The 19893-nt window shown below is 66.6% G+C and carries 19 protein-coding genes; 3 read left to right on the top strand and 16 right to left on the bottom strand.

Annotated features, from left to right (window positions below; all coding sequences use genetic code 11):
* Window positions 1-114: 114 nt before the first annotated feature.
* The 12 genes from VGJ96_00515 to VGJ96_00460 form a co-directional block, all read right to left on the bottom strand.
* A complete protein-coding gene (locus VGJ96_00515) occupies window positions 115-1104 on the bottom strand; it encodes a hypothetical protein (GenBank protein HEY3285582.1) in 990 nt (329 codons plus the stop codon).
* Between the two features lie 83 nt (window positions 1105-1187).
* Window positions 1188-2177, bottom strand: coding sequence for a nucleotidyltransferase family protein (locus VGJ96_00510; GenBank protein ID HEY3285581.1), 990 nt, complete (start codon window positions 2175-2177; stop codon window positions 1188-1190).
* Window positions 2174-2551, bottom strand: a complete 378-nt coding sequence (locus VGJ96_00505) for a cupin (GenBank protein HEY3285580.1) — start codon at window positions 2549-2551, stop codon at window positions 2174-2176. Before VGJ96_00505 ends, VGJ96_00510 begins: the two co-directional genes overlap by 4 nt.
* Window position 2552: 1 nt before the next feature.
* Window positions 2553-3122, bottom strand: a complete 570-nt coding sequence (locus tag VGJ96_00500) for a 4Fe-4S dicluster domain-containing protein (GenBank protein ID HEY3285579.1) — start codon at window positions 3120-3122, stop codon at window positions 2553-2555.
* A 95-nt stretch (window positions 3123-3217) separates the two neighbouring features.
* Window positions 3218-5344, bottom strand: coding sequence for a carboxypeptidase-like regulatory domain-containing protein (locus VGJ96_00495; GenBank protein HEY3285578.1), 2127 nt, complete (start codon window positions 5342-5344; stop codon window positions 3218-3220).
* Between the two features lie 106 nt (window positions 5345-5450).
* The gene (locus tag VGJ96_00490; GenBank protein ID HEY3285577.1) at window positions 5451-6266 is read right to left on the bottom strand and encodes a hypothetical protein; all 816 of its coding nucleotides are present in this window, start codon (window positions 6264-6266) and stop codon (window positions 5451-5453) included.
* Between the two features lie 160 nt (window positions 6267-6426).
* Complete coding sequence (locus VGJ96_00485; protein ID HEY3285576.1) at window positions 6427-6963, bottom strand: F0F1 ATP synthase subunit delta; 537 nt, start codon at window positions 6961-6963, stop codon at window positions 6427-6429.
* Window positions 6963-7538, bottom strand: coding sequence for a F0F1 ATP synthase subunit B (atpF, locus tag VGJ96_00480; GenBank protein HEY3285575.1), 576 nt, complete (start codon window positions 7536-7538; stop codon window positions 6963-6965). Before atpF ends, VGJ96_00485 begins: the two co-directional genes overlap by 1 nt.
* 71 nt (window positions 7539-7609) lie before the next feature.
* The gene (gene atpE, locus VGJ96_00475; GenBank protein ID HEY3285574.1) at window positions 7610-7879 is read right to left on the bottom strand and encodes an ATP synthase F0 subunit C; all 270 of its coding nucleotides are present in this window, start codon (window positions 7877-7879) and stop codon (window positions 7610-7612) included.
* Between the two features lie 195 nt (window positions 7880-8074).
* Window positions 8075-9151, bottom strand: coding sequence for a F0F1 ATP synthase subunit A (gene atpB / locus VGJ96_00470; GenBank protein HEY3285573.1), 1077 nt, complete (start codon window positions 9149-9151; stop codon window positions 8075-8077).
* A complete protein-coding gene (locus VGJ96_00465; protein ID HEY3285572.1) occupies window positions 9148-9495 on the bottom strand; it encodes a hypothetical protein in 348 nt (115 codons plus the stop codon). The genes atpB and VGJ96_00465 overlap by 4 nt, the downstream gene beginning before the upstream one ends.
* A complete protein-coding gene (locus VGJ96_00460; GenBank protein HEY3285571.1) occupies window positions 9492-9713 on the bottom strand; it encodes an AtpZ/AtpI family protein in 222 nt (73 codons plus the stop codon). The genes VGJ96_00465 and VGJ96_00460 overlap by 4 nt, the downstream gene beginning before the upstream one ends.
* 413 nt (window positions 9714-10126) lie before the next feature.
* Here VGJ96_00460 and VGJ96_00455 point away from each other — a divergent pair, with 413 nt between their 5' ends.
* From VGJ96_00455 to VGJ96_00445, 3 genes are all read left to right on the top strand, one after another.
* Window positions 10127-10576 (top strand): BsuPI-related putative proteinase inhibitor, encoded by a 450-nt coding sequence (locus tag VGJ96_00455; GenBank protein HEY3285570.1) that lies wholly within the window; start codon window positions 10127-10129, stop codon window positions 10574-10576.
* Between the two features lie 116 nt (window positions 10577-10692).
* Entirely contained in the window at window positions 10693-11667 is a 975-nt protein-coding gene (locus tag VGJ96_00450) for a MoxR family ATPase (protein HEY3285569.1), read from the top strand.
* An 82-nt stretch (window positions 11668-11749) separates the two neighbouring features.
* The gene (locus VGJ96_00445) at window positions 11750-14887 is read left to right on the top strand and encodes an AAA family ATPase (protein ID HEY3285568.1); all 3138 of its coding nucleotides are present in this window, start codon (window positions 11750-11752) and stop codon (window positions 14885-14887) included.
* On the opposite strand, the gene VGJ96_00440 is transcribed toward VGJ96_00445, so the two are convergent.
* The 4 genes from VGJ96_00440 to gcvT all read right to left on the bottom strand — a co-directional run.
* Window positions 14847-16196 carry an HD-GYP domain-containing protein gene (locus VGJ96_00440; GenBank protein ID HEY3285567.1) on the bottom strand — a complete coding sequence of 450 codons (1350 nt, stop codon included), beginning with the start codon at window positions 16194-16196 and terminating at the stop codon, window positions 14847-14849. The genes VGJ96_00445 and VGJ96_00440 overlap by 41 nt on opposite strands.
* A 274-nt stretch (window positions 16197-16470) precedes the next feature.
* The gene (locus tag VGJ96_00435; GenBank protein ID HEY3285566.1) at window positions 16471-17235 is read right to left on the bottom strand and encodes a hypothetical protein; all 765 of its coding nucleotides are present in this window, start codon (window positions 17233-17235) and stop codon (window positions 16471-16473) included.
* 143 nt (window positions 17236-17378) lie between these two features.
* Complete coding sequence (locus VGJ96_00430; protein ID HEY3285565.1) at window positions 17379-18938, bottom strand: sigma-54 dependent transcriptional regulator; 1560 nt, start codon at window positions 18936-18938, stop codon at window positions 17379-17381.
* Window positions 18939-19025: 87 nt separating this feature from the next.
* On the bottom strand, window positions 19026-19893 hold an 868-nt coding region (gene gcvT / locus VGJ96_00425), incomplete at its 5' end, for a glycine cleavage system aminomethyltransferase GcvT (GenBank protein ID HEY3285564.1).

Raw genomic sequence — 19893 nt, 5'->3', positions numbered from 1 at the left:
GGGCGCGCGCGAGATCGCGAGAGAGACGCCCCGCCGGCCGACGGGCCAGCGGGGCGTTCACGTGACCGGCACCTGTGGTCAGGTTGGCGGAGTTCAATGCCGAACGGCCGCGCGCTACGGCTTCTTGGGCTGCGGCTGGACCATCTTCGAGTGGTCCATCTTCGAGTGATCCATTGCCGGCGCCGGCTTATTGGCGTCGGACGCCTTCGCCATCCCTCCCATCATGCACGGCTGCGCGACCGGCCGGAACGAGTCGTGCGCCTGGTTGATGGCCGCCTTGAGCGCGTCGTCATTGCCCTGGCTCCTGGCGAGGGTGGCGATCGCCTTCAGGTCGGCCACTGCCTTCGGCATTCCCTTGCGCGCCGCGGCGTTATCGCACGATGCGGGGCCTTTCGATGCCTGCCACGCGTCCGCCGCCTTCGCGAGTTCGGCGCCCTTCTCGCGCGCCGGCTTCAGGTCGCCCTTGTTCGCCGCCATCGAGACGTTCATCACCAGCGTGTGCAGCGCGTCGAACTCCTTCCAACCCGTCTTCCGTCCCATCATCGCGCCCATCCCCATCCCGCCCTTCACCTTCATCGCGGCCTGCATGCACGGCTTGCCCGCTATCTCAAAACCGTCATGCACCTTCTTCAGGGCGGCCTTCACGGCGGCATCGTTGCCCTTGTCGGCGACGACCTTCGCATACGTCTTCGCGTCGGCGACGATCCCCGGCAGCGCCTTGCGCGCCGTCGCGTTGTCGCACGCGGCCGGCCCCTTCGACTTCGCCCACTTCTCCGCGCTCGCCGCGAGTTGCGGGGCCAGCGATCGCGCCATCGTCAGGCTGTCCTTCAGCGCCGGATGCCACGTCGACATCAGCAGGCTGTGGAAGGCATCGAGTTCGGCCCACCCGCTCTTCATGTCGCCCATGCCCATCCCCTGCCCCATCGCGGACATGTCGTGCTTCATTCCCGCCATGTCATGTTTCATGCCCGTATCGGCGCCCATCTTGCTCATGTCGTGCGGCATCGCCGGTTTGCTCGGCGCTTTCGGCGCCGGCTTCGCCTGCGCCACCAGCAGCGCCGGCACCAGCAGCATTCCCATCCCCATCACTCGCAGTCCACGCATCGTCCCCTCCCCGTAGAATCGTCCATCGCTTTCGTGAATCGCAATCCGCATTCCTGATCCGGATTCCATATCCTGAGTCGCTGTTAAGCCCTGCTTCTCACCTCAGCATCATCCCCCACCGTCACCTCGCCCCGCACCCCCTCGAGCACCACGCGGTCGCCGACCAGCGACTTGGTGAGCGTGCAGCGCGCCAGCATGCTCTGCGCGCCAATTAGGGTGTGGCTCACCGTGCAACTCAGCAGCTTGGACCCCGCCAGCACGCAGACGTTCGGCCCGAGGGTCGAACCCGTCGCGACCACGCCGTCCTCGATGTACACCGGCTCGATAATGGTGCAGTCCTCGAGGTCCTTCGGCTTCCGCGCGAGTCCCTTCTCTAGCATCACGCGGTTGGTATCGAGGAGGGTGTCGATCTTCCCCGCGTCGTACCAGCCATGCACGTCGAGCACCTTCAGCTTGGCCCCGTGGTCGATCATGTACTGGAAGGCGTCGGTCAGGTAGTACTCGCCCTGGTTCTTGGGCGCCGTCAGCACCTGGTCGATCCCCTCGAAGAGCAGCTTCCAGTCGTGGATGTAGTACAGCCCGATGTTCGCCCGCTTCGAGACCGGGGTTTTCGGTTTCTCGATGATCTTCGTCATGTGGCCATTGGCGTCGGTCACCACCACGCCGAAGCGCTGGTAGTCCTCGACTTCCTTGGTCCAGATGATCCCATCGTCGGGGCTCGTCTTGATGACGCCCAGGTCCGCGTCGAAGATCGTGTCCACGAAGATGATGAGCACCGGCTCCTGCACGAACGCCTTGGCGAGCGCGACCGCGCCGGCGGTGCCGTCCTGCACCTTCTGCTCGATGAAGCGCGCGGGCATGTCGGCGTAGGCCGCGCGCGCGTGCGCCTCGACGGTCTCCTTCAGGTGGCCGGTGATGTAGATGACCTCGGTCACGTCGCCCAGCCTGCGGACGTCGTCGAGCACGTAGTCCATCACCGGCTTGCCCGCCACCTTGAGCATCGGCTTCGGCACGGTGTGCGTGTGGGGGCGCAGGCGCGTCCCCTTGCCGGCCAGCGGTATGATCACCTTCATGGCGCGCTCGTCCCCTCTCGACCGTAGCGGTCGGTCAGCCGTACGACATCGTCGAGGTGCGGCGTGCTGGCCTCGAGCACATCGCAGTCGGTCACCGCTTCCATCTGGTGGATGACGCCCGGCGTGTTGCGGTAGCTCTCGCCCACGCTGAACGGCACGTCCACGAGCCCGCGTCCGTCCCTGAAGTCCACGCGGTAGATCATGTCGCCGCGCAGCAGGTGGATGGTCTCGTCCTTCTGGTTGTGGTACTGCACGCTCAGCGCCTGGCCGGCCTTGATGTGCAGCACCTTGCCCACATACTGGTCGGTGTGGGCCCAGATCAGTTCGTGCCCCCACGGTTTCGGCACGAATTGCACGTGGCTCTTTCCGTCCATCTCAGTTCCTCGCGGGTCGCGCGGTCATCGCGCTGGGTGTCGTCACGCACGCGGTCACGCACTTGCCGCACCCCGTGCAGGCGGCGCCAATGAACGGCCGCCCCTTGTCATCCAATTGAATGGCCGCGTCGCCCACCGGACAGACTCGCGTGCAGACCCCGCACTCGATGCCCTGAAACGCGATGCAGCGCCGGTCGTCGATGCCGATCACCGCCATCTTCACGTCGGCCCAGCCCTGCTTCGGCGCGAGCAGCGCGCCCGTGGGGCAGGCCGTCACGCAGGGCATGTCCGCGCACATGATGCAGGCACGGTCATCCACCTCCAGCACCGGCGTCCCGGCGGCGATCCCGTGCGTCGAAGGCAGCATCCGGATCGCGAGCGCCGGACAGACGGCCCCGCACTCCCGGCATCGCGTGCACGCCGCGAGAAACGCCGGCTCGGCGATGGCGCCCGGCGGCCGCACATACGGCACCGGCGACACCCGCTGCGACACGGCATCCACCACCTCGCCCAGCAGGCGCGACAGGCCCTGCGAGAAGAAACCGCGACGGTTGAGGGGAGAGTCGGCCATAGCGAAGGAAAATTGGCCCGCGGGAGAGACAAAGGACAGGGAGCGGGGGGCGGAGCGCGGAGTGCGGGGGCTTGGCGCGGGAGAACCCGCCCCCCTCACCGTCTTGATCCCGTCCAAATCGCCACAATCCCGCACGCTGCTTCCTCCACCGCGCCAACCAGCGGAATCAGCTCGGCCGGCGCATTGGCCGCGCTCGCGTAGATCTCGATTGCACTGATCGCGTTGGCGTCGAGCTGTTCGTCAATGGCAATCACGCCGCGCGGCGAATCCGGCCGCAGCAACTGTCCGTCGACGTAGACGGTCATGTTGCAGCGCCCTCGTCCCTGCAGGAACGTCCGCGGCCTGCCCCCCGGCGTGCGCGCCGGCGCCACGAACCGCCGCCCCTGGAACAGGTCGCTGGGGCGCGCCCCGCGACGCGTCTCCAATTCCTCGGGCGTGATGAAGTCGGCGTTGAACGCCCCACGCTGCGCGCGCAGCACCCGGTCATAGAATCCGGACAGCTCCAGCGGCGACTTCACGCCGCGCTCCACCACGTGCACCGCCGCGAGCGTCTGCGCAAGCGGTCGAAGCGTCACCGCAAACTCGCCCGACGCGGTGCGACCGATGCGGCCGGAGAACGGCGCGTGCCCGATCCGTCGCACGGCCATGCGCAGCGTATCGGGCGCCGCATCCAGGAAGACGCGCCCGCTGTCGTCCGTCACGCGCCCGCGCCCGCCTTCCACTTCCACCAGGGCGTGCGCGATCGCGACGCCGGCGTCGCTGCGGACGCGCACGACCACACCCTTCGCCGGCGCGTTGCCCCGGACGCCGACCACGCGAAGTTCCACCCGCGCCGCGACGCGCATGCTGGGCGCAATCTGCACCGCCGCCTTCGGCGTCTTGCGCGTGCCGTACTGCGCCGCCACGCTCAGCATCTGGCCGGTCGGCACACCGCAGATGCCGAACGTGCCGTCACGCCCGGTGATCGCGCTCAACCCCTGCATCTCCCACGTGATGCCGCGTCCGGCGGTGTTGAAGTTCCCCTTCCACTCCACCGTGACCACTGCATCAGCAAGCGGCGCGCCGCGTTCGTCCACCACCGTCCCCACCAGCAGTCCGCCGAGATCGCCGGGGTTCGCCGGCGTGCACGCGAAGTCCGCGGCCGCCGAGTCACGCTCCGCGCTGGCCGCCGCCGTCGCCGCCACTTGCTCGGCCTTCGCCGGTTCGTCGCGGCCATTGGTATACAACAGCGATCGCCCGCGGCGAATCCACCAGACCTCGCCCCCTTTGACCCACAGCCCCACCAGCTGCGGCGTCCCCGGTGAGAGCGTCATCCGCGGCATCCGGATCTCCCACTTGCTCACGAACCACGTGCCGTCGGCGAGGCGCGTGAACTCCACATCGCCGCCAGGGTCCGCGCGCTGCATCGTGATGGGCAGCCCGTCGTACGAATACTCCATGCGGCGCAGTTCGTTGGTCGCGCGATCGAGCCACAGCGTGCCGCGGACATCCACGTAATTCCGCCGGAGCTGCTGCGGGCGGAACGTCAGCCCGATCAGCCCCGCGGTCGCGTCCTTCCCCTCGCTGAGGCCAAGGCAGTGCGTGCTGGTGAACGACTCCGACAGCAGCACCTCCGCGTCGGGTGCGTAGTACTCCGCCGAGGTGAGGTCCAGCACCATATAGCCCACCTTCGCCAGCGAATCGGGCTTCAGGCTCTGGAACGGCTTGAGCGTCACGCCTTCCTGGAATTCCAGTTTGGGTTGCGAGTACCCGCGATTGCCGACCGACCGCGCCTGTTCGAAGACGCTCAGCCGCGCGAGCGGATCACCATCCCCCGACTTGAGCGTCGACGCCAGCAGCGCCTTGCGCGCCTCCTCAAAGACCGTCGCCACGTTCGCGCCGGCCGTCCCCGACTGCCGGCAGCGCGACGACGCTTCCGTCGTGACGGCCGCGAGCACGATCGGATCGTTGGGCAGCACCGTCCGCGCATCGCGTCGCATCCCGGCCGTCACCGTGAATTCCGCGAAGACGTGGGGCCGGTGCCCTATGCGCAGCGCGCGCAGGGCCACCGGGCCCGGCGTGAGGGTAAGCAGGTAGCGGCCGTTGCCGTTGGTCATCGTGCGCGCCAGCACGCTGTCCCGCGCGCCGCGCGTGGCAACGACGATCACCCCGGCCGCCGGCATCGAGTCGGCGCGCAGCAGTGTTCCCTGCACCGATTGCGCGCGCACTGGTGTCGGGAGCACGGTAGCGGCGAGCGCAGCACCGGCAAGCGCGGCGACCAGTGCACATCGAGAGCGACGACGCATCAGCACGCGACCAACTCCCGCACCTTCCCGCGAACGTCTCGCCTCACTTTCGCGGCCCCGTCCAGATGGCGACCAGGCCGCACCCGCCGCGCGACGCCATCGGAATGAGCTCCGCGGGCGCATTCGCCGTGCTCGGATAGATCTCGATTCCCATGATTGACCGTCCGTCGACGATCTCGTCGAGGCCGATCGGATTATTTCCCCCGGTGATCTGACTCGAACCGCGCGACATAATCGACAGTGGCACGCCGCTCACCGCTTCGTCCTGGATCGTGTTCTTCACCGGATGCCCGTCCACGACGATGTTCAGTGGACACCGTCCACGCCCCTGCAGCACCGGCTGCGATCGCGCTCCTGAATTCTTCATGGCGATGTGACTGTACTGCCGCCCCTGCATGATCTCCGAGAGTCGCGAATAGTTCTTCGCTCCCAGTTCCTCCGGCGTGATGAACTCGCCCAGCATCGCGCTCTTCTGCACGCGCTCCACGCGGTCGTAGAACCCCGTCTTGGACAGTGGCGTGACCATCGCCGCGATCACGCGGATCGTATCCATCGTGGCCGCGATCGGCATCATCGTCGCCTCGAATGCGTCGTCGCTCGCCGCCCGCCGCGCCCAGCCGTCGAGCGGCCGGAAGCCGATGCGCCGCGCCGACACCCGCACGGAATCGCGCGCCGGGAGCACAAGCGTCACGCCGCCGCGCGCGTCGGCGATGCGATCGGGCGTCCCATCCACCGATAGCAGGGCATACGGCACCGGCTGACCGCCCGACGTCGTCACGCGCACTGTCACCGCCCGCGGTGACTGCGCGCCGAGTGTCACCGCTCCCATCGCCATCACCGCCACCCATCCCATGCGCATGCCGGCCCTCCATGCGGCCATCCTCTATGCAAAGATGCCGCCCCCCGACGCGCGCCGACAGTCGACGCGGTTGAATAACAAAGGGGCGGCCAGCGGCCGCCCCCATTCAATCTCCCCCTCCTGTGCACCACACCCTGCTCCGTGCCCCTGCACCAGGGTCCTAGCGAGTCATCCCCGCCTTGAGCACGGAGAGCCTCCGCCGCACCGACCCGTCCATCACCGTGTCGCCGATGCGCACGATGACGCCGCCGAGGATGGCCGGGTTGACGTGGAGGTGCGGCACCACCGTCTTGCCGATCGCCTGCGTGAGCGACGCGGCCAGCGCGTCGCGGTCGGCGTCGCTCATCTCGCGCGACACCGTCACGCGCGCGTGCACGCGCCCTTCCTGCTCGTCGCGCAGGTCGTTGTACTCCTCCGCGACCTCCCGGATGAGCATCTGCCGGCGGTTCGACACCATCTTCTGGAGGAAGCGCACGAAGAGCGCCGGCGCCTTGCCGTCCAGCGCCTTGCCCAGCACCTCGTTCTTCTTCACCTCGCTCACCTGCGGCGCGGCGAGAAAGCGATGGAACGTCTGGTCGTGCTCCAGGACATCGGCCAGGCCGTTGATGTACGCGCCAAAGCTGTCGCGGCCGTTCTCCTTGGTGGCCAGCGTCAGCAGCGCGTCGGCGTAGTTCCGGGAGATCGCGGAGCTCTGCATTACTTGGACCCGATGGCCGCGAGGTACTTGTCGACGAGCGCGCGGTTGGAGGCGTCGTCGAGGTTCTTCTCGATCACCTTGCTCGCGCCGGCGATCGCCAGGTCCACCGCCTCGCGGCGCAGCTCGGCGATGGCGCCCTGCTTCTCGGACTCGATGTCGCGCTTGGCGCGCTCGAGCATGTCGGCCTGCTGCGTGCGCGTGTGCTCCATCAGGTCGGCGCGCATCTTCTCGGCGGTCGCGCGCCCGTCGGCGATGATCTTCTGCGCGTCCGCGCGGGCCGCTTCGAGCTGCTGCTTCTGCTCGGCGAGCAGCTGCGCGGCCAGCTCGCGATCGGCCTTCGCCTGGTCCATCGTCTCGCGCAGCTCCTGCTCGCGCCCTTCCACGGCGGCGAGGATCGGCTTGAACGCGAACTTGGAGAGGACGAAGAAGAGGATCGCAAAGACCAGCACCGTCCAGAACATCAGGCCGCCGGCCGGCGACAGCAGGCCGCCCTTGGGGGCTTCCGCCTCGCTGGCGAACGCCGGCATGGCGACAACGGCGACGAGCGTCAGGGCGCGGATCAAGAAGGAACGCATGGGAACTGGGTGTCAGGAGAGGAGGGGTCGGCGGGCCCGCACACCCCGGGGCGTGCGGGCCGCCAGGCTGCCTAGAACTTGCTCTGGATAAGGAACGTCACGACCACGGCGAACAGCGCGGCGCCTTCGATGAAGGCGGCGAAGATCAGCGCGGCCGTCTGGATCTTGGCGGCGACTTCCGGCTGGCGGGCCATGCCCTCAACGGCCTGACCGCCGACGCGGCCAATGCCCAGGCCGGCGCCGATGATGGCGAGACCAGCGCCAATGCCGGCGCCCATCATCGCCCACGCACCCATGTACTCCTTGGTGGCCGCAGCGGCCTGCAACAGGGGGAACATCATCGTCGTTACTCCTGATTCGTGAAGTGGTACAGCGTCAGCACCCGCAACGGGTCTCCCCGCCACCATCCGCCAACGGACCCCGGGGCCCAGCGGAACTCGCCAGTAGTTGCCTGGCTACCATCGGAACTGGTGGGTGATGCCAGCCCCGCCCATCAGCCATCGGCCATCTGCCATCTGCCATCTGCCATCAGTCGCCTAGTGATGCGACTCCCTCACCAAGCCGATGAACACCGAACTCAAGAGCGTGAAGATGAACGCCTGCACCAGCGCCACCATCAGCTCCAGCAGCATGATCGCCACCGCCATCACGACCGGCACCGGCGCAATGACCCAGCTCTGGAACGTGAAGATCAGGCCGATGAGCGCCAGCACCACGATGTGCCCCGCCGTCATGTTGGCGAACAAACGGATGGCCAGCGCGAACGGCTTGGTGAACTTCGAGAGCAGTTCCACCGGGCTCAGGATGATCGACATCGGAATCCGCATGAGCAACGGCATGTCCTGCGGCCAGAAGATGATCGTGTTGATGTAGCCCTTGCCCAGCGCCTTCATGCCGGCGATCTCGACCACGAGGAAGGTCAGGATGGCGAGCGTCGCCGTCACCGCGATGTTGCCCGTGGCCGTCGCCATGTACGGGATCAGGCCGAGCAGGTTCGCGAAGAGGATGAAGAAGAAGATCGTGAGCAGGTACGGCACGAAGCCTTCGCCGTGATGCCCGACGTTCGGGAGGATGACTTCGTTGCGGATGTACAGCACCATCGCCTCGATCGCGCCAGCCAGCCCCCGGGGTGGCAGCCCCTCGGCCGCGCGGCGCTGATGCGCCCGCGCCGCGCCCACGAGCACCACGATGAGCAGCGCGGCGACGACCCACAGCATCACCACCAGCTTGGTGGGCGACGTGTCCACGTGGAACAGCCCGATGATCGGCAGCGGGACGTCGAAGGACGGCCATCCCGACGGCAGCGTGACTTCCTTCGCGAAGCCGTGCGCCGCGTTCAGCCACGGCAGCTCCATATGCTTGCCGTCGGTGATGTGGGGCGTGATGATGTCGGCCTTCTCCGCGCTCGCCGCACCCTCGGCCTTCGGTGCCGGTGCCCCCTCGGCCGGCGCAATCGCGCCGCCGTGCTGGAGCTTCTCATTCTGCTTGTCGGCGACCGTCTGCATGACATCGGTCGACGGCGCAGCCGGGGCGGCGGGCGCGGGCTCCTGCGCCGCCAACGGCGCGGCGTACACGGCAGCGGTCAGCGCGAGGGCGAGGAATCCAGACTTCATGGCTTGAGGAAGACGGGTTCGATCAGCGTGGAAACGAAGAAGAACGCAGCCAGGCTCAGCAGGGCGGGCGCGGGAGGAAATCCCATGAGCCGCACGCCGATCAGCGCGTGAAGTACCAGGGTCAGGAACCGCAGCAGCATCCCCGCGCCCCAGCCGGCAATGACGTGCGCCGGCACGATGACGCGGACGAAGAGAAAGCCGATGATCTGGATGCCGAGGGCGATGCCCGCCGAGAACCAGACCGCCTGCTGCGCCATCGGGTCGGGCCATAGCTTAGCGAGCAGCCAGGCCAGCCCCACGATCAGCAGGAGCGACAGCCCCGCGTAGGCGAGGATGCGCTTCACTTTCCCTCTTTCTCCAGCCGGTCCTGTTCCTCTTGCCGACGTTCGACTGCTTTCAGGGAGCGGTACATGCTGTAGAAAGCCGCCGTGGCGCCGGTGAAGACTCCGAGGATCATGAACCAGGGCGAGGTGCCGAGCTTCCCGTCCACCCACTTCCCGACGTAGAGGAAGAGGAGGATCGACAGCACGAACTGCAGCCCGAGCCCCATGAACTGGGTCAACGGGCCGGACCCGAAAGCCCCTTGATTCAACAGGGTTTCGGCACGCTTTCGCGTCTCCTTCGGATCACTCGCCACAGCCTTGAAGATTATCCGCTTGTGAAATCTTTCGCAAGCGAAACGCGCTGCGGGAAACCGGTGTTTCCCTCTCATAGCGCACATCCCGACCCGTCAGAAGCGCGTGGACAACTCACCCGCCCCCGCCTTGCCGGGAAGCACACATCCGGGGCCAGTGTCAGCGTCTGACCTGCGCTGCACTCGGTCAAGATGACCGATTGACCAAGTGCCTACCACACCGCGACTTGGACTGTTACCAGCCGTTTGACGGATCGTCAAGGTGTCAGTAAGTTGAACGGCGGAAATGGAAGATCCCTGACAGCGGGGATCACAAATATTTCGCCCCTTTGGCGAAGAGAATGAACGGACGCGTCTCTTTCGTGTTGCTGGTCATCGCGGTGCTCGCCTTTGCGTGCACGCGTTCGCGCACCAACGAGTCGGCGTCAGGCTCGCACACCGCACACAAGAAGGGCCCCGCCGTCGCCTCCGCGCTCGACGTGCGCGTCGATGACGCCGTCCATTTCCAGCTGCACGTCACGAACGGCGGCGATCGCAAGGTCGAACTGAATTTCAAGGACGGGATGACGCACGACATCGCCGTCCTCGATGAGCATGGCCGCCAGGTCTGGCGCTGGAGCGACGGCCGGCTCTTCACCGCCGCCTTCCAGAACAAGGTGCTGCGCAGCGACGACACCCTCTCGTTCAACGAGGAGTGGAAGTCCCCCGCCCCGGGACGCTACACCGCCGTCGCGCGCCTCGTCTCGCAGAACTACCCGCAGGAGCAGCGCGTCACCTTCGCCGTGCGCTGAACGATTTTCCCGCCACTGCGTATTTGATCGGGCGCCCTTCCACACGGATGCGGCGCCCCTAGTTTTCCCTGCACCCTGCACCACACTGTGCCTGTGCCCCTGCACCACACGCCCTGATGACGGACTCTCGCGACTTAGAACTCCTCGACCGCCTCAAGGTCGCGCACCGGCAGATCGCCGACGAAATCGGCCGCCGCATCATCGGCCAGCACGACATCGTCGACTCAATGGTCTCGGCCATTCTCGCGGGCGGCCACGTCCTCCTCATCGGCGTGCCCGGGCTCGCCAAGACGCTGCTCATCCAGACGATCGCCGAGACGCTCGACATGCAGTTCTCGCGCGTGCAGTTCACGCCCGACCTGATGCCGAGCGACATCACCGGCACCGAGCTGCTCGAGGAAGACCACGGCACCGGCAAGCGTTCGTTCAAGTTCTCCAAGGGCCCCGTCTTCGGAAACATCGTCCTCGCCGACGAGATCAATCGCGCGCCGCCAAAGACGCAGGCCGCGCTGCTGCAGGCCATGCAGGAGCACACGGTGACGGTGGCCGGCAACACGTATCCGCTGCCGGAGCCGTTCTTCGTGCTCGCCACGCAGAACCCCATCGAGCAGGAAGGGACGTACCACCTCCCCGAGGCGCAGCTCGACCGCTTCATGTTCGAGCTGCGGGTGGGCTATCCCACGCAGGACGAGGAGGAGCGGATCGTCAGCACCACCACGGGCGCGGGGGCGCAGGAGCTGCGCGCCGTGCTCAGGGCCGACGAGATTCGCGAGATGCAGAAGCTGGTGCGCCGCCTGCCGGCGCCGCCGAGCGTGGTGAAGTTTGCGGTGGAACTGGCGCGCAGCACGCGTCCCGGCGAGCCGGGGGCGAGCGAGATGGTGCGCAAGTACATCGCCTTCGGCGCGGGCCCGCGCGCGGGGCAGTATCTCGTGCTCGGCGCGAAGGCGCGCGCGGCGATGGACGGCCGGCCGGTGGCCGATCTCGACGACGTGCGCGCGATCGCCTTCAGCGTGCTGCGCCACCGCCTGGTGCTCAACTTCCAGGCGGAAGCCGAGGGCGTCGGGGTCGAGAAGATCCTGAATCTCCGGTAGACGGGGCGCACTCCCCCCTGTCGCCGCGCCTCGGCCCGAGGCAAAATGACGCGGCTGTGACGCTGGCTCATCCATTCCTCCTATGGCTCAGGACGAAGCGGTCCAGCTCGTCGTTCGCGGACTCGGCCGGGCGGAAGTCACGCTCGGCACGCTCGTGCTCGTCCCTGAGCACGGGATGCTGTTCCCGCTGGCCTTGCTGCTCGCGCAGCGCTGCGGCGAGCGGATTGCGCGCGCGGAGCTGATCGAGCTGCTCTGGCCCGGAAGCGATGACGCGGCGGGACGGCACTCGCTGCGGCAGGCGCTCTATCGCCTGCGGAAGGCGGGGCTGAACCTCGATGATCGCACCGACGACGTGCGGCTCGAGCGCGACGTCGTCGACAGCGACCTGACGGCGGTCCTGCGGCACGACTGGCCGTTCTGCGCGGAGCCGGCGGACATCGAGCGCGTGGCGAGCGTGCTGCCCGGATTTGTGCCGGCCGATGGCAGCCGGCTCGCGGAGTGGCTCGACCAGCTGCGCGCGCGCCTCGCGGCGCAGTATCGGCAGGCGACGCTGCACCGCATCGCGCTGGCGCGTCGCGAGGGGCGGTGGCGCGAGGTGGAGCATTGGGCGCTGATGTGCCTGCAGGGCGACTCGCTGAACGAGGAGGCGACGCTCGCGCGCGCGGAGGCGCTGGCGATGGTCGGCGCCAAGAACGCCGCGCTCGAAGTGCTCGACACGTACCTGCGGGAGATCGGCGACCGGGCGCGTGTCATCGGCCTTCCCGCGCGGATGCTGCGCCGGCGGATCTCCGAGCTGACCGACACGACCGGGCGGCGCGTCACGGCCACGTCGGCGCCGTTCATCGGGCGGCATGACCTGCTGGCGCGGGCGCAGGACATCCTCGCCTTGGCGCGTGGCGGCGAGGCCACGGTGCAGTGGTTCGTCGGTCCGCCGGGGATCGGCAAGTCGCGCTTGCTGCGCGAGATGTCGCGCGCCGCGCGGATGGCCGGCTGGTGCGTCGTGGCCGGCGGCGCGCGCCCGTCGTACGAGGATCGTCCCTTCGCGCTGCTCACCGAGTTGCTGCCGCACCTGCTCGAAGCGCCCGGGGCGCTTGGCGCCGATCCCGATGCACTGACGCTCATGCGGCAGATGGGGCGCGCCGACACCGGGGAGGAGCCGCTGGAGCCCGAGGAGGCGCGCGGCCGGCAGTACGCCGTCTACCTGTCGTGGGTCGAGCTGATGGACGCGGTGCTGGGCGAGGCGCCGCTCGCGATCTTCGTCGACGATGCCCAGTGGGCGGACCCCATCACCCTGCTGATGATGGCGCGTCTGCTCGAGAGCCGGCCGCACGTCAAGCTCGCGGTCATCCTGTCGGCGCGCCGCGTGCCGACGCGCGACGACGGCGCAGCGCAGCGACTGCTCGGGGCGGCGCAGGAGCGGATCGCCCCGCTGACGGACGAGGAGATGCGCGAGTTCACGCGGTCGGTCGGCACGGTGAGCGAGAGCGAGTTCGACGAGGTGACGCAGCGGCTTGGCGCGGTGAGCGGCGGGAACCCGCTCTTCCTCGGGCATCTCGTGCACCAGCACACGACGCATCGCGAGTCGCCGACGATGCCCGCGGACCTGGCGACGCTGATCGACGAGCAGGTGCGCACGCTGTCGCGCGACGCGTTGCGCTTGCTGCAGGCCTGCGCGCTGCTTGGGCAGCATGCGACGCTGCCGCGCGTCGAGCGCGTGCTCGGCGTCGAGGCGCCGTGGCTCGTGACGCCGTTCGGGGAGCTGGACGACATGCTGGCGCTGCCCTCGGAGCCCGGGCAGCCGCTCGCGCCGCACGACCTGTGGACCGAGCGGGTGCGGCACGGGATGACCGCCGGGGTCTTTCGCAGCCTGGCGGTCAGCGCGGCGCGGGTGCTCGAGGCGGACGCCCAGTCGGACGGCGGCATCGAGATCTACTGGGACGCGGCGCGTTTGTACCAGGAGAGCGGCGAGAAGCAGCTGGCGTATGCGACGATGATGCGGTGTGCGGAGTATTTGATGCGCACCGGGGCGGCGTCAGACGCCAGCAACGCCTATGAAGCCGCAGTGGAGTATGCATCTAGTCCAGCCGCCACCCATGCTGCGCTTCAAGGAAGAATGCTTGCGCAGCAGACAGAGGAAGTCTGGGCGGACGTGCTCGACACCATCGCGCGAACGCGAAGCTTGGATCTGCCTTGGACCCCGGATCAGATCGGCAGCCTCGACCTTGCACGCTTGAACGCCGAGTGGTGGCTGGGAACCGATGAGGCAACCATGGTCTCGCAACTCCGCCATCTAGCGACGGACGAACAACTCTCCGCAAGCATTCGTCTTGCATCTGCCGTCCTCGGCATGGCAGCATCCGACAATGGGCTAGATGCAGATGGCATCTCGTGGTTCTTCGAGCTCATGCGGGAAATCGGTGCTCAGACCAACCTTGATCAGATTGCATTCCTCAAGGGTCGGGTGATCTACGAGACTGCGATTGGCGAATTGCATCAGGCGGAGGAGGCGGGGCGTCGCTTGCTGCGCGCGGCACGCGAGTCGCAAGACGACGCCGAAGTAATCAACGCTCTCAAGTTTGCCCACTACCCAGCGCGACGTATGGGATCGCTCAATGTCGCGCTTGATCGTCTCGCGCAAGCCGCGAAGATTGCGGATCGCCACAAGCGTCCTCACGCCCGTGCGACGATCGCCGACCTCATGGCGGGCGTGCACTTGGATTACGGAGATTACGAAGAGGCGATAAGGTTGACGCACGACGTCACGGATCACCCGAAGGTGCTGGGCGGCGCCTTTCGGCAGCAGTCTGCGTTGGATACACGCGCGCTTGCTTACTGTCTGCTAGGTCGATTCGACGAAGCTCGTTCGCTAGTAAGTAGACCCGCGGAGATCATTGCGAGGGGTCGGCGTCGCGCTCAGTACATGAGCATGGCTGCAGCGTTGCTCGTGGCATCACATGACCAAGACACTGCAGTGATCCTCGAGTGTCTGAGCGCTATCGATGCAGTCAGAGACAAGCTATTTCGCCACTCGGGACCCGATGTGATCGCCATTGCGTACGCGGATGGCATCACGCGCGTGCATGGTTCGGAGGCAGCTGTCGCGTTTGTTCAGTGGTATGTGCGACATGCCCGCCGCGATACCCTGCCCCTTCCCGGAGCTTTGGCAGCCTTACTTGGGCTCAGTGCGTCGGGAACTCCATCGACGGACGTTGCGACCTAGCGTCTTCCATGTCCACATGACTGCCATCTGCAGGGAACTCCCGCGCGGCGATCTCAACTTCGAGGCAAAGCTCAGACCACTTATTCCCCTCTAGCACCCCATCGCAGAGTCGTGGGTCAAATTGAATCCCAGACATCCGTGAAATCTCTTCTCGCACTTCGTCTAGGGTTCGCGCGGGTCGATAGGGCCTCGCTGTGGTCATCGCGTCAATTGTGTCCGCTATAGTGATGACGCGCGCGCCGAGTGGAATCTCATCACCAGCGAGTCCATCCGGGTAACCCTTGCCAGACCATTTTTCGTGGTGTGCTCGCACCATCGGAATGAGCTCAGAGAAGTGCGTAACTTTCCCAACTAGCGTCGCGCCTTTAGCCGAGTGGGTCTTCATCACCTCAAATTCCACATCGTTGAGTCGACCCGGTTTTCTGAGGATCGGCGCGAATTCTTCATGGATCTTTCCAACATCATGTAGGAGCGCCGCCGTGCCAACCTGCTCAACCTTACGCGCACTAAGGCCCGCCAAGCGTGCGATCACTCGACTATACCGTGCAACCCGCTGAGAGTGCCCTGAAGTGTACGGATCGCGAGCTTCGATGGCCGCGACCATTAGCTGCAACAGCTCTTCATTGATTCGTTCAAGATCGAAGACCGTCTTATACAGCTGCCTCACACCGACCATCGGCAACGCGAGCAGGGCGGACCACGTATAGCCCAGTCGGGCGTACATCACGGCGAAGATCAAGACAAGAGGAAACGCCAGTACATCATTTACGAGCGTGCTTTTTGATGCGACGTAGAGTTCTCGCCTGAATGCAGTACGGTTTACGATTGAAAGAACGCCACTTACAACTGAGCGATTTGTCGTCATGTAAGTCGCGAACATCGCGATGAACGCGACGATGTTCAGTTGCGACTTCAGCAACGATTCGCCTCCGAGCGCGGTATAGACGAGTATCGCTAGCGCAACGGCGAGTAGATGTTGCGAGACGTTGAAAAGAAGTTTTATGGGTTCGCGCCGAGCGATAATCTCCGTGATAGTCACGGAACTCACGACGCAGGCAAGCGCGGCTCCATTGGGAGCAAGCGCGGCGATTGAGAGATACGGAAGGAACGCAATCGTCCCAATCCTACCAGCTCCGCGCCTGTAGCCAAGAAATTGCGCCAGCAAACCAAAGGCGAAGAAGAAGGCCGCCGCAATAGCGTCTGCGTGGTCCCAAACATTCGATCTACGGACGACAAGTACCGTGGCGAGCAGCGTAACCGCGCTGACCGCCAAGACATACTGTTGGGTTCGTCTCGTTATCGAGTTCACATCGCGTACCAGGTGAAGCGAGGGTCCCGTCCCCAGCCCAGTTCCGTTAGCCCCAAGTCAGAGTATCCGCCAGAGCGCCCAAGAACCACGTCATGATTGACAGCATTTGAGTTTCACCTCCCTTCCACAGAGTCACGGCTAGCGCTCGCTAGACCGTGCTGCCGCTTGGGTCGGCTTCGCTCATGGTGCACAAGTGCACCGGTACCGCTCAGCTCTTCTCGCTCAGCGGGAACGGGAACCCCACCTTCTATTGTCCGCCGCGCAACAGTCCGGCCTAACCCGCCCGGCCCGCCACCCAACGGTTTGTCGCATCCAGCACCGCCAGCACCGCCGCCGTCTCCGCGCTGTCCTTCACCTCGGCGCTCCCGGTCATCAGCGCGCTCTCGCGCCCCATCCGCACCGTCACGCCCACGAAGACGAACTCGCGCTCAAACGCCTCCACCACCTTGCTCCCCTCCAGGCTGAGCCGGTGGTCGTCACCCTCCACCTTCGCGATCGCCGCCAGGGTCGCGCGCGCCGCCACATCCACCCGGCTGCGATCGCTCTCGAACCCCTCGGCTTCCCCCACAAACACCTCCGCGCCGCGACGCAGCGTCACCTTGCACCCGACGCCCTTCGTCCGCGAGCCGCGGATCTCCACGTCCTCGAAATACATCGTCCGGCCCGGCGGCACCGCCGCCGACTTCGCCGCCGCCCCGGCCGGCACCGGCGCCGCCGCCAGGGCCGCCGCCACGCTCTCGCCCGAAATCCCGCCGCCCGGCGTCGGCCGCGCCGACGTCGTCGCCACACTCACCTTCCGATGGTCCACCCGCATGCCGAGATGCGCCATCAGCGCGCTCTCGACATTGCGCACCATCTGCTTCGGCGTCGTCTCCCCCGTCGTCAGCACGTGAATCGTGTCCACCCCGCCGCTCTCCGACGGCACGATCCGCACGCTTATAACGCTATGTAACGTAGCCAACAATTCCTCGGCGCGCTGCAGGGGCAGCACCGTCCCGGCAATCACCGGATGGCCATCGGAATGCGCTGACTGACTCACATCTACCACCCGCGCGAAGGAAACTGCAACAAAACGATACACCTACCGGCACGCGAAGCCCGACGTCGGGGGGCACCCACGCTGGAGCCCCCGGTCGGACCTCAAACTGTTCAATTTTTGGCCAGCCGCCAGCCCCCGACGGACTATTCTTCCGTCGTGCCGAGCTCGTCCGGAACCCCGTACTCCTTCAGCTTGCGGTACAGCGTCCGCTCGCCGATGTCGAGGATTTCCGCTGCTTTTCGACGATTACCACGCGTTTCACGCAACGCGGCCTCGATGGCCAGGCGCTCGATTTCGGCCATCGTCATCCCGGGAGTGATCATCACGCTGTTGCTGGGACGGGCCAGCCCGGGGGGCTCAATCCCCGGCCCCGCCCCCACCAGGCTCGCCACGAGCCGAGGGTCGGTGCCACTCATCTGCTGGAGCACGGTCCGCTCCTCGTCCACCCGGCGGCGCAGCTCCTCGACCTGCATCTTGAGCTCCAGCAGCGAACGCACGATGAACTCGAGCTCGCGCCCGTCCGCCTTGGCGCCCTCGCGCAGCAGCGCGCCCACCGGGATCGGCAGCAGGCGGTCGGCGCCGCCCTCCCGGATCCCCGGCGGGATGTCCGCCAGCCCGATCTCTCGGCCGTGCGCCAGCACGACCATGCTTTCCATCAGATTGCGCAGCTCGCGCACGTTTCCGGGCCACGCGTAGTTCACCAGCGCGTCCATCGCCTCGCCGCTGATGCCGTGGAACTCGCGCTCGTGCAGCGTGGCGAACTCGTGCACGAAACGACGCACCAATAACCCGATGTCGCTGCGCCGTTCGCGCAGCGGCGGCAGGTAGATGCGCAGCACGTTCAGGCGATAATACAGGTCGGCGCGGAACTCTCCCTGCGCCACATGCTCCCGCAGCGCCCGGTTGGTGGCGGCGATGACGCGCACATCCACCGGGATGGCCTGCGTGCCCCCCACCCGCGTGACCTGCCGCTCTTCGAGCACGCGCAGCAGCTTCACCTGCGTGCTCTGCGGGATCTCGCCGATCTCGTCGAGGAAGATCGTGCCGCCGTGCGCGAGTTCGAAGCGCCCGATGCGACGTTCCGCCGCCCCGGTGAAGGCCCCCTTCTCGTGGCCGAAGAGCTCGCTCTCCAGCAGCGTCTCGGGGAGCGCCCCCACGTTCACCGCGATGAAGGGCTTGTTGCGCCGCGGGCTGAGCGCGTGAATGGCGCGCGCGACGAGCTCCTTCCCCGTCCCGCTTTCGCCCTCCACCAGCACCGTGCTCGTGACCGGCGCCATCTGCTCCACCTGCACCAGCACCTCACGCACGGCGTCGCTCTCGCCCCACAGCCCGGTGAGCATCGCCAGGCGATGCCGGTCGAGGAGACGGCGCACGGTCTGGGCCACCTCCTCCGGCGCGACCGGCTTGGTGATGACCTCGCTGAAGCCAATCTGCTTGAGGCGCAGTTCGAGCCCCGCATCCCCGACGTCCGCCAGGCCGACCATCGCCGTCCCCAGCCAGAGCTGGTCGCGCACGATCGCCACCGTCTGCGCATCGAGCAGCGCGCCCGAGAAGACGATGACATCGGGACGGTGGCGCTGCACCGCGCCCGGCAGGTCATCCATCGGCGAGACGACGAACGTCTCGACGTCGGGGACGCCTTCCAGGATCGCATTCAACCGGACGGCTGGTTCCACGTCCGTGAGCGTAATCAGGACTCGCATGGGGGGAGAGGGACGGTGGACGGTAGAGGGTAGACGGTAGACGGTGGGCGGCATCTCTACCGTCCACCGTCTGCCGTCGACCGTCGCTTACTTATGGCTTCCGTGCTTCCAGAACGGCATCTCCGTGATCGTCGCCGTCACCCGCTTGCCGCGCTGCTCGATCTCGACCTGGTTCCCCACCGCCGCGTGCGCCGTCGGCACATAGCACGTGCCGATGGGCAGCCCGAGTGACGGGCTCATCGTGCCGCTGCACACCGTGCCACTCGGCTGGCCGTTCACGAAGACCGGGTACCCGTGCCGCGGGAACGCCTTGTCGGCGATGGTGAAGCCCACGAGCTTGCGCGGCACGCCGGCCGCCTTCTGCGCCTCGAGCGCCGCCTTCCCTACAAAGTCGCCCTTCTTGAGCTTCACGAGCCAGCCGAGATTGGCCTCGAGCGGCGTCACCGTGTCATCGATGTCGTTGCCGTACAGCGCCATCCCCATCTCGAGCCGCAGCGAGTCGCGGCAGCCGAGCCCGACCGCCTGCACCTTGCCGGTGGCCATGATGGCGTCCCAGATCTTCTGGGCATCCTTCACGTCGTGGTACAGCTCGAAGCCGTCCTCGCCCGTGTAGCCGGTGCGCGAGATGATCATCGGCCCCACGCCGGCGACCTTGCCGTCGGTGAAGTGGTAGTACTTGATGGCGCCGAGGTCCGCGTCGGTCAACTTCGCGAGGATCTCCTCCGCCTTCGGCCCCTGCAGCGCGAGCAGTGCCACCGAGTCGCTGATGTCCTCGAGCTTGCAGTTGAACTTGCCCACGTACTTGCTGATGTGGGCGAAGTCCTTGTCCTTGTTCGACGCGTTCACGACCATCATCACGTGGTCGTTGCTGCGATAGTACACCAGGCAGTCGTCCACGAAGGTGCCGTTCTCGTAGAGGATGCCCGAGTAGTGCACCTGGCCGCTCACCAGCGAG

Source organism: Gemmatimonadaceae bacterium (genome assembly GCA_036504815.1).
GTDB lineage: Bacteria > Gemmatimonadota > Gemmatimonadetes > Gemmatimonadales > Gemmatimonadaceae > PNKL01.
This window is presented reverse-complemented; position numbering and strand designations above follow the sequence as displayed.

Excerpts from the sequence above, each read along its gene's own strand:
- VGJ96_00515 (HEY3285582.1), bottom strand. The coding sequence starts at position 1,104 with ATGCGTGGACTGCGAGTGATGGGGATGGGAATGCTGCTGGTGCCGGCG.
- VGJ96_00510 (HEY3285581.1), bottom strand. The coding sequence starts at position 2,177 with ATGAAGGTGATCATACCGCTGGCCGGCAAGGGGACGCGCCTGCGCCCC.
- VGJ96_00505 (HEY3285580.1), bottom strand. The coding sequence starts at position 2,551 with ATGGACGGAAAGAGCCACGTGCAATTCGTGCCGAAACCGTGGGGGCAC.
- VGJ96_00500 (HEY3285579.1), bottom strand. The coding sequence starts at position 3,122 with ATGGCCGACTCTCCCCTCAACCGTCGCGGTTTCTTCTCGCAGGGCCTG.
- VGJ96_00490 (HEY3285577.1), bottom strand. The coding sequence starts at position 6,266 with ATGCGCATGGGATGGGTGGCGGTGATGGCGATGGGAGCGGTGACACTC.
- VGJ96_00485 (HEY3285576.1), bottom strand. The coding sequence starts at position 6,963 with ATGCAGAGCTCCGCGATCTCCCGGAACTACGCCGACGCGCTGCTGACG.
- atpF (HEY3285575.1), bottom strand. The coding sequence starts at position 7,538 with ATGCGTTCCTTCTTGATCCGCGCCCTGACGCTCGTCGCCGTTGTCGCC.
- atpE (HEY3285574.1), bottom strand. The coding sequence starts at position 7,879 with ATGATGTTCCCCCTGTTGCAGGCCGCTGCGGCCACCAAGGAGTACATG.
- atpB (HEY3285573.1), bottom strand. The coding sequence starts at position 9,151 with ATGAAGTCTGGATTCCTCGCCCTCGCGCTGACCGCTGCCGTGTACGCC.
- VGJ96_00455 (HEY3285570.1), top strand. The coding sequence starts at position 10,127 with ATGAACGGACGCGTCTCTTTCGTGTTGCTGGTCATCGCGGTGCTCGCC.
- VGJ96_00450 (HEY3285569.1), top strand. The coding sequence starts at position 10,693 with ATGACGGACTCTCGCGACTTAGAACTCCTCGACCGCCTCAAGGTCGCG.
- VGJ96_00445 (HEY3285568.1), top strand. The coding sequence starts at position 11,750 with ATGGCTCAGGACGAAGCGGTCCAGCTCGTCGTTCGCGGACTCGGCCGG.
- VGJ96_00430 (HEY3285565.1), bottom strand. The coding sequence starts at position 18,938 with ATGCGAGTCCTGATTACGCTCACGGACGTGGAACCAGCCGTCCGGTTG.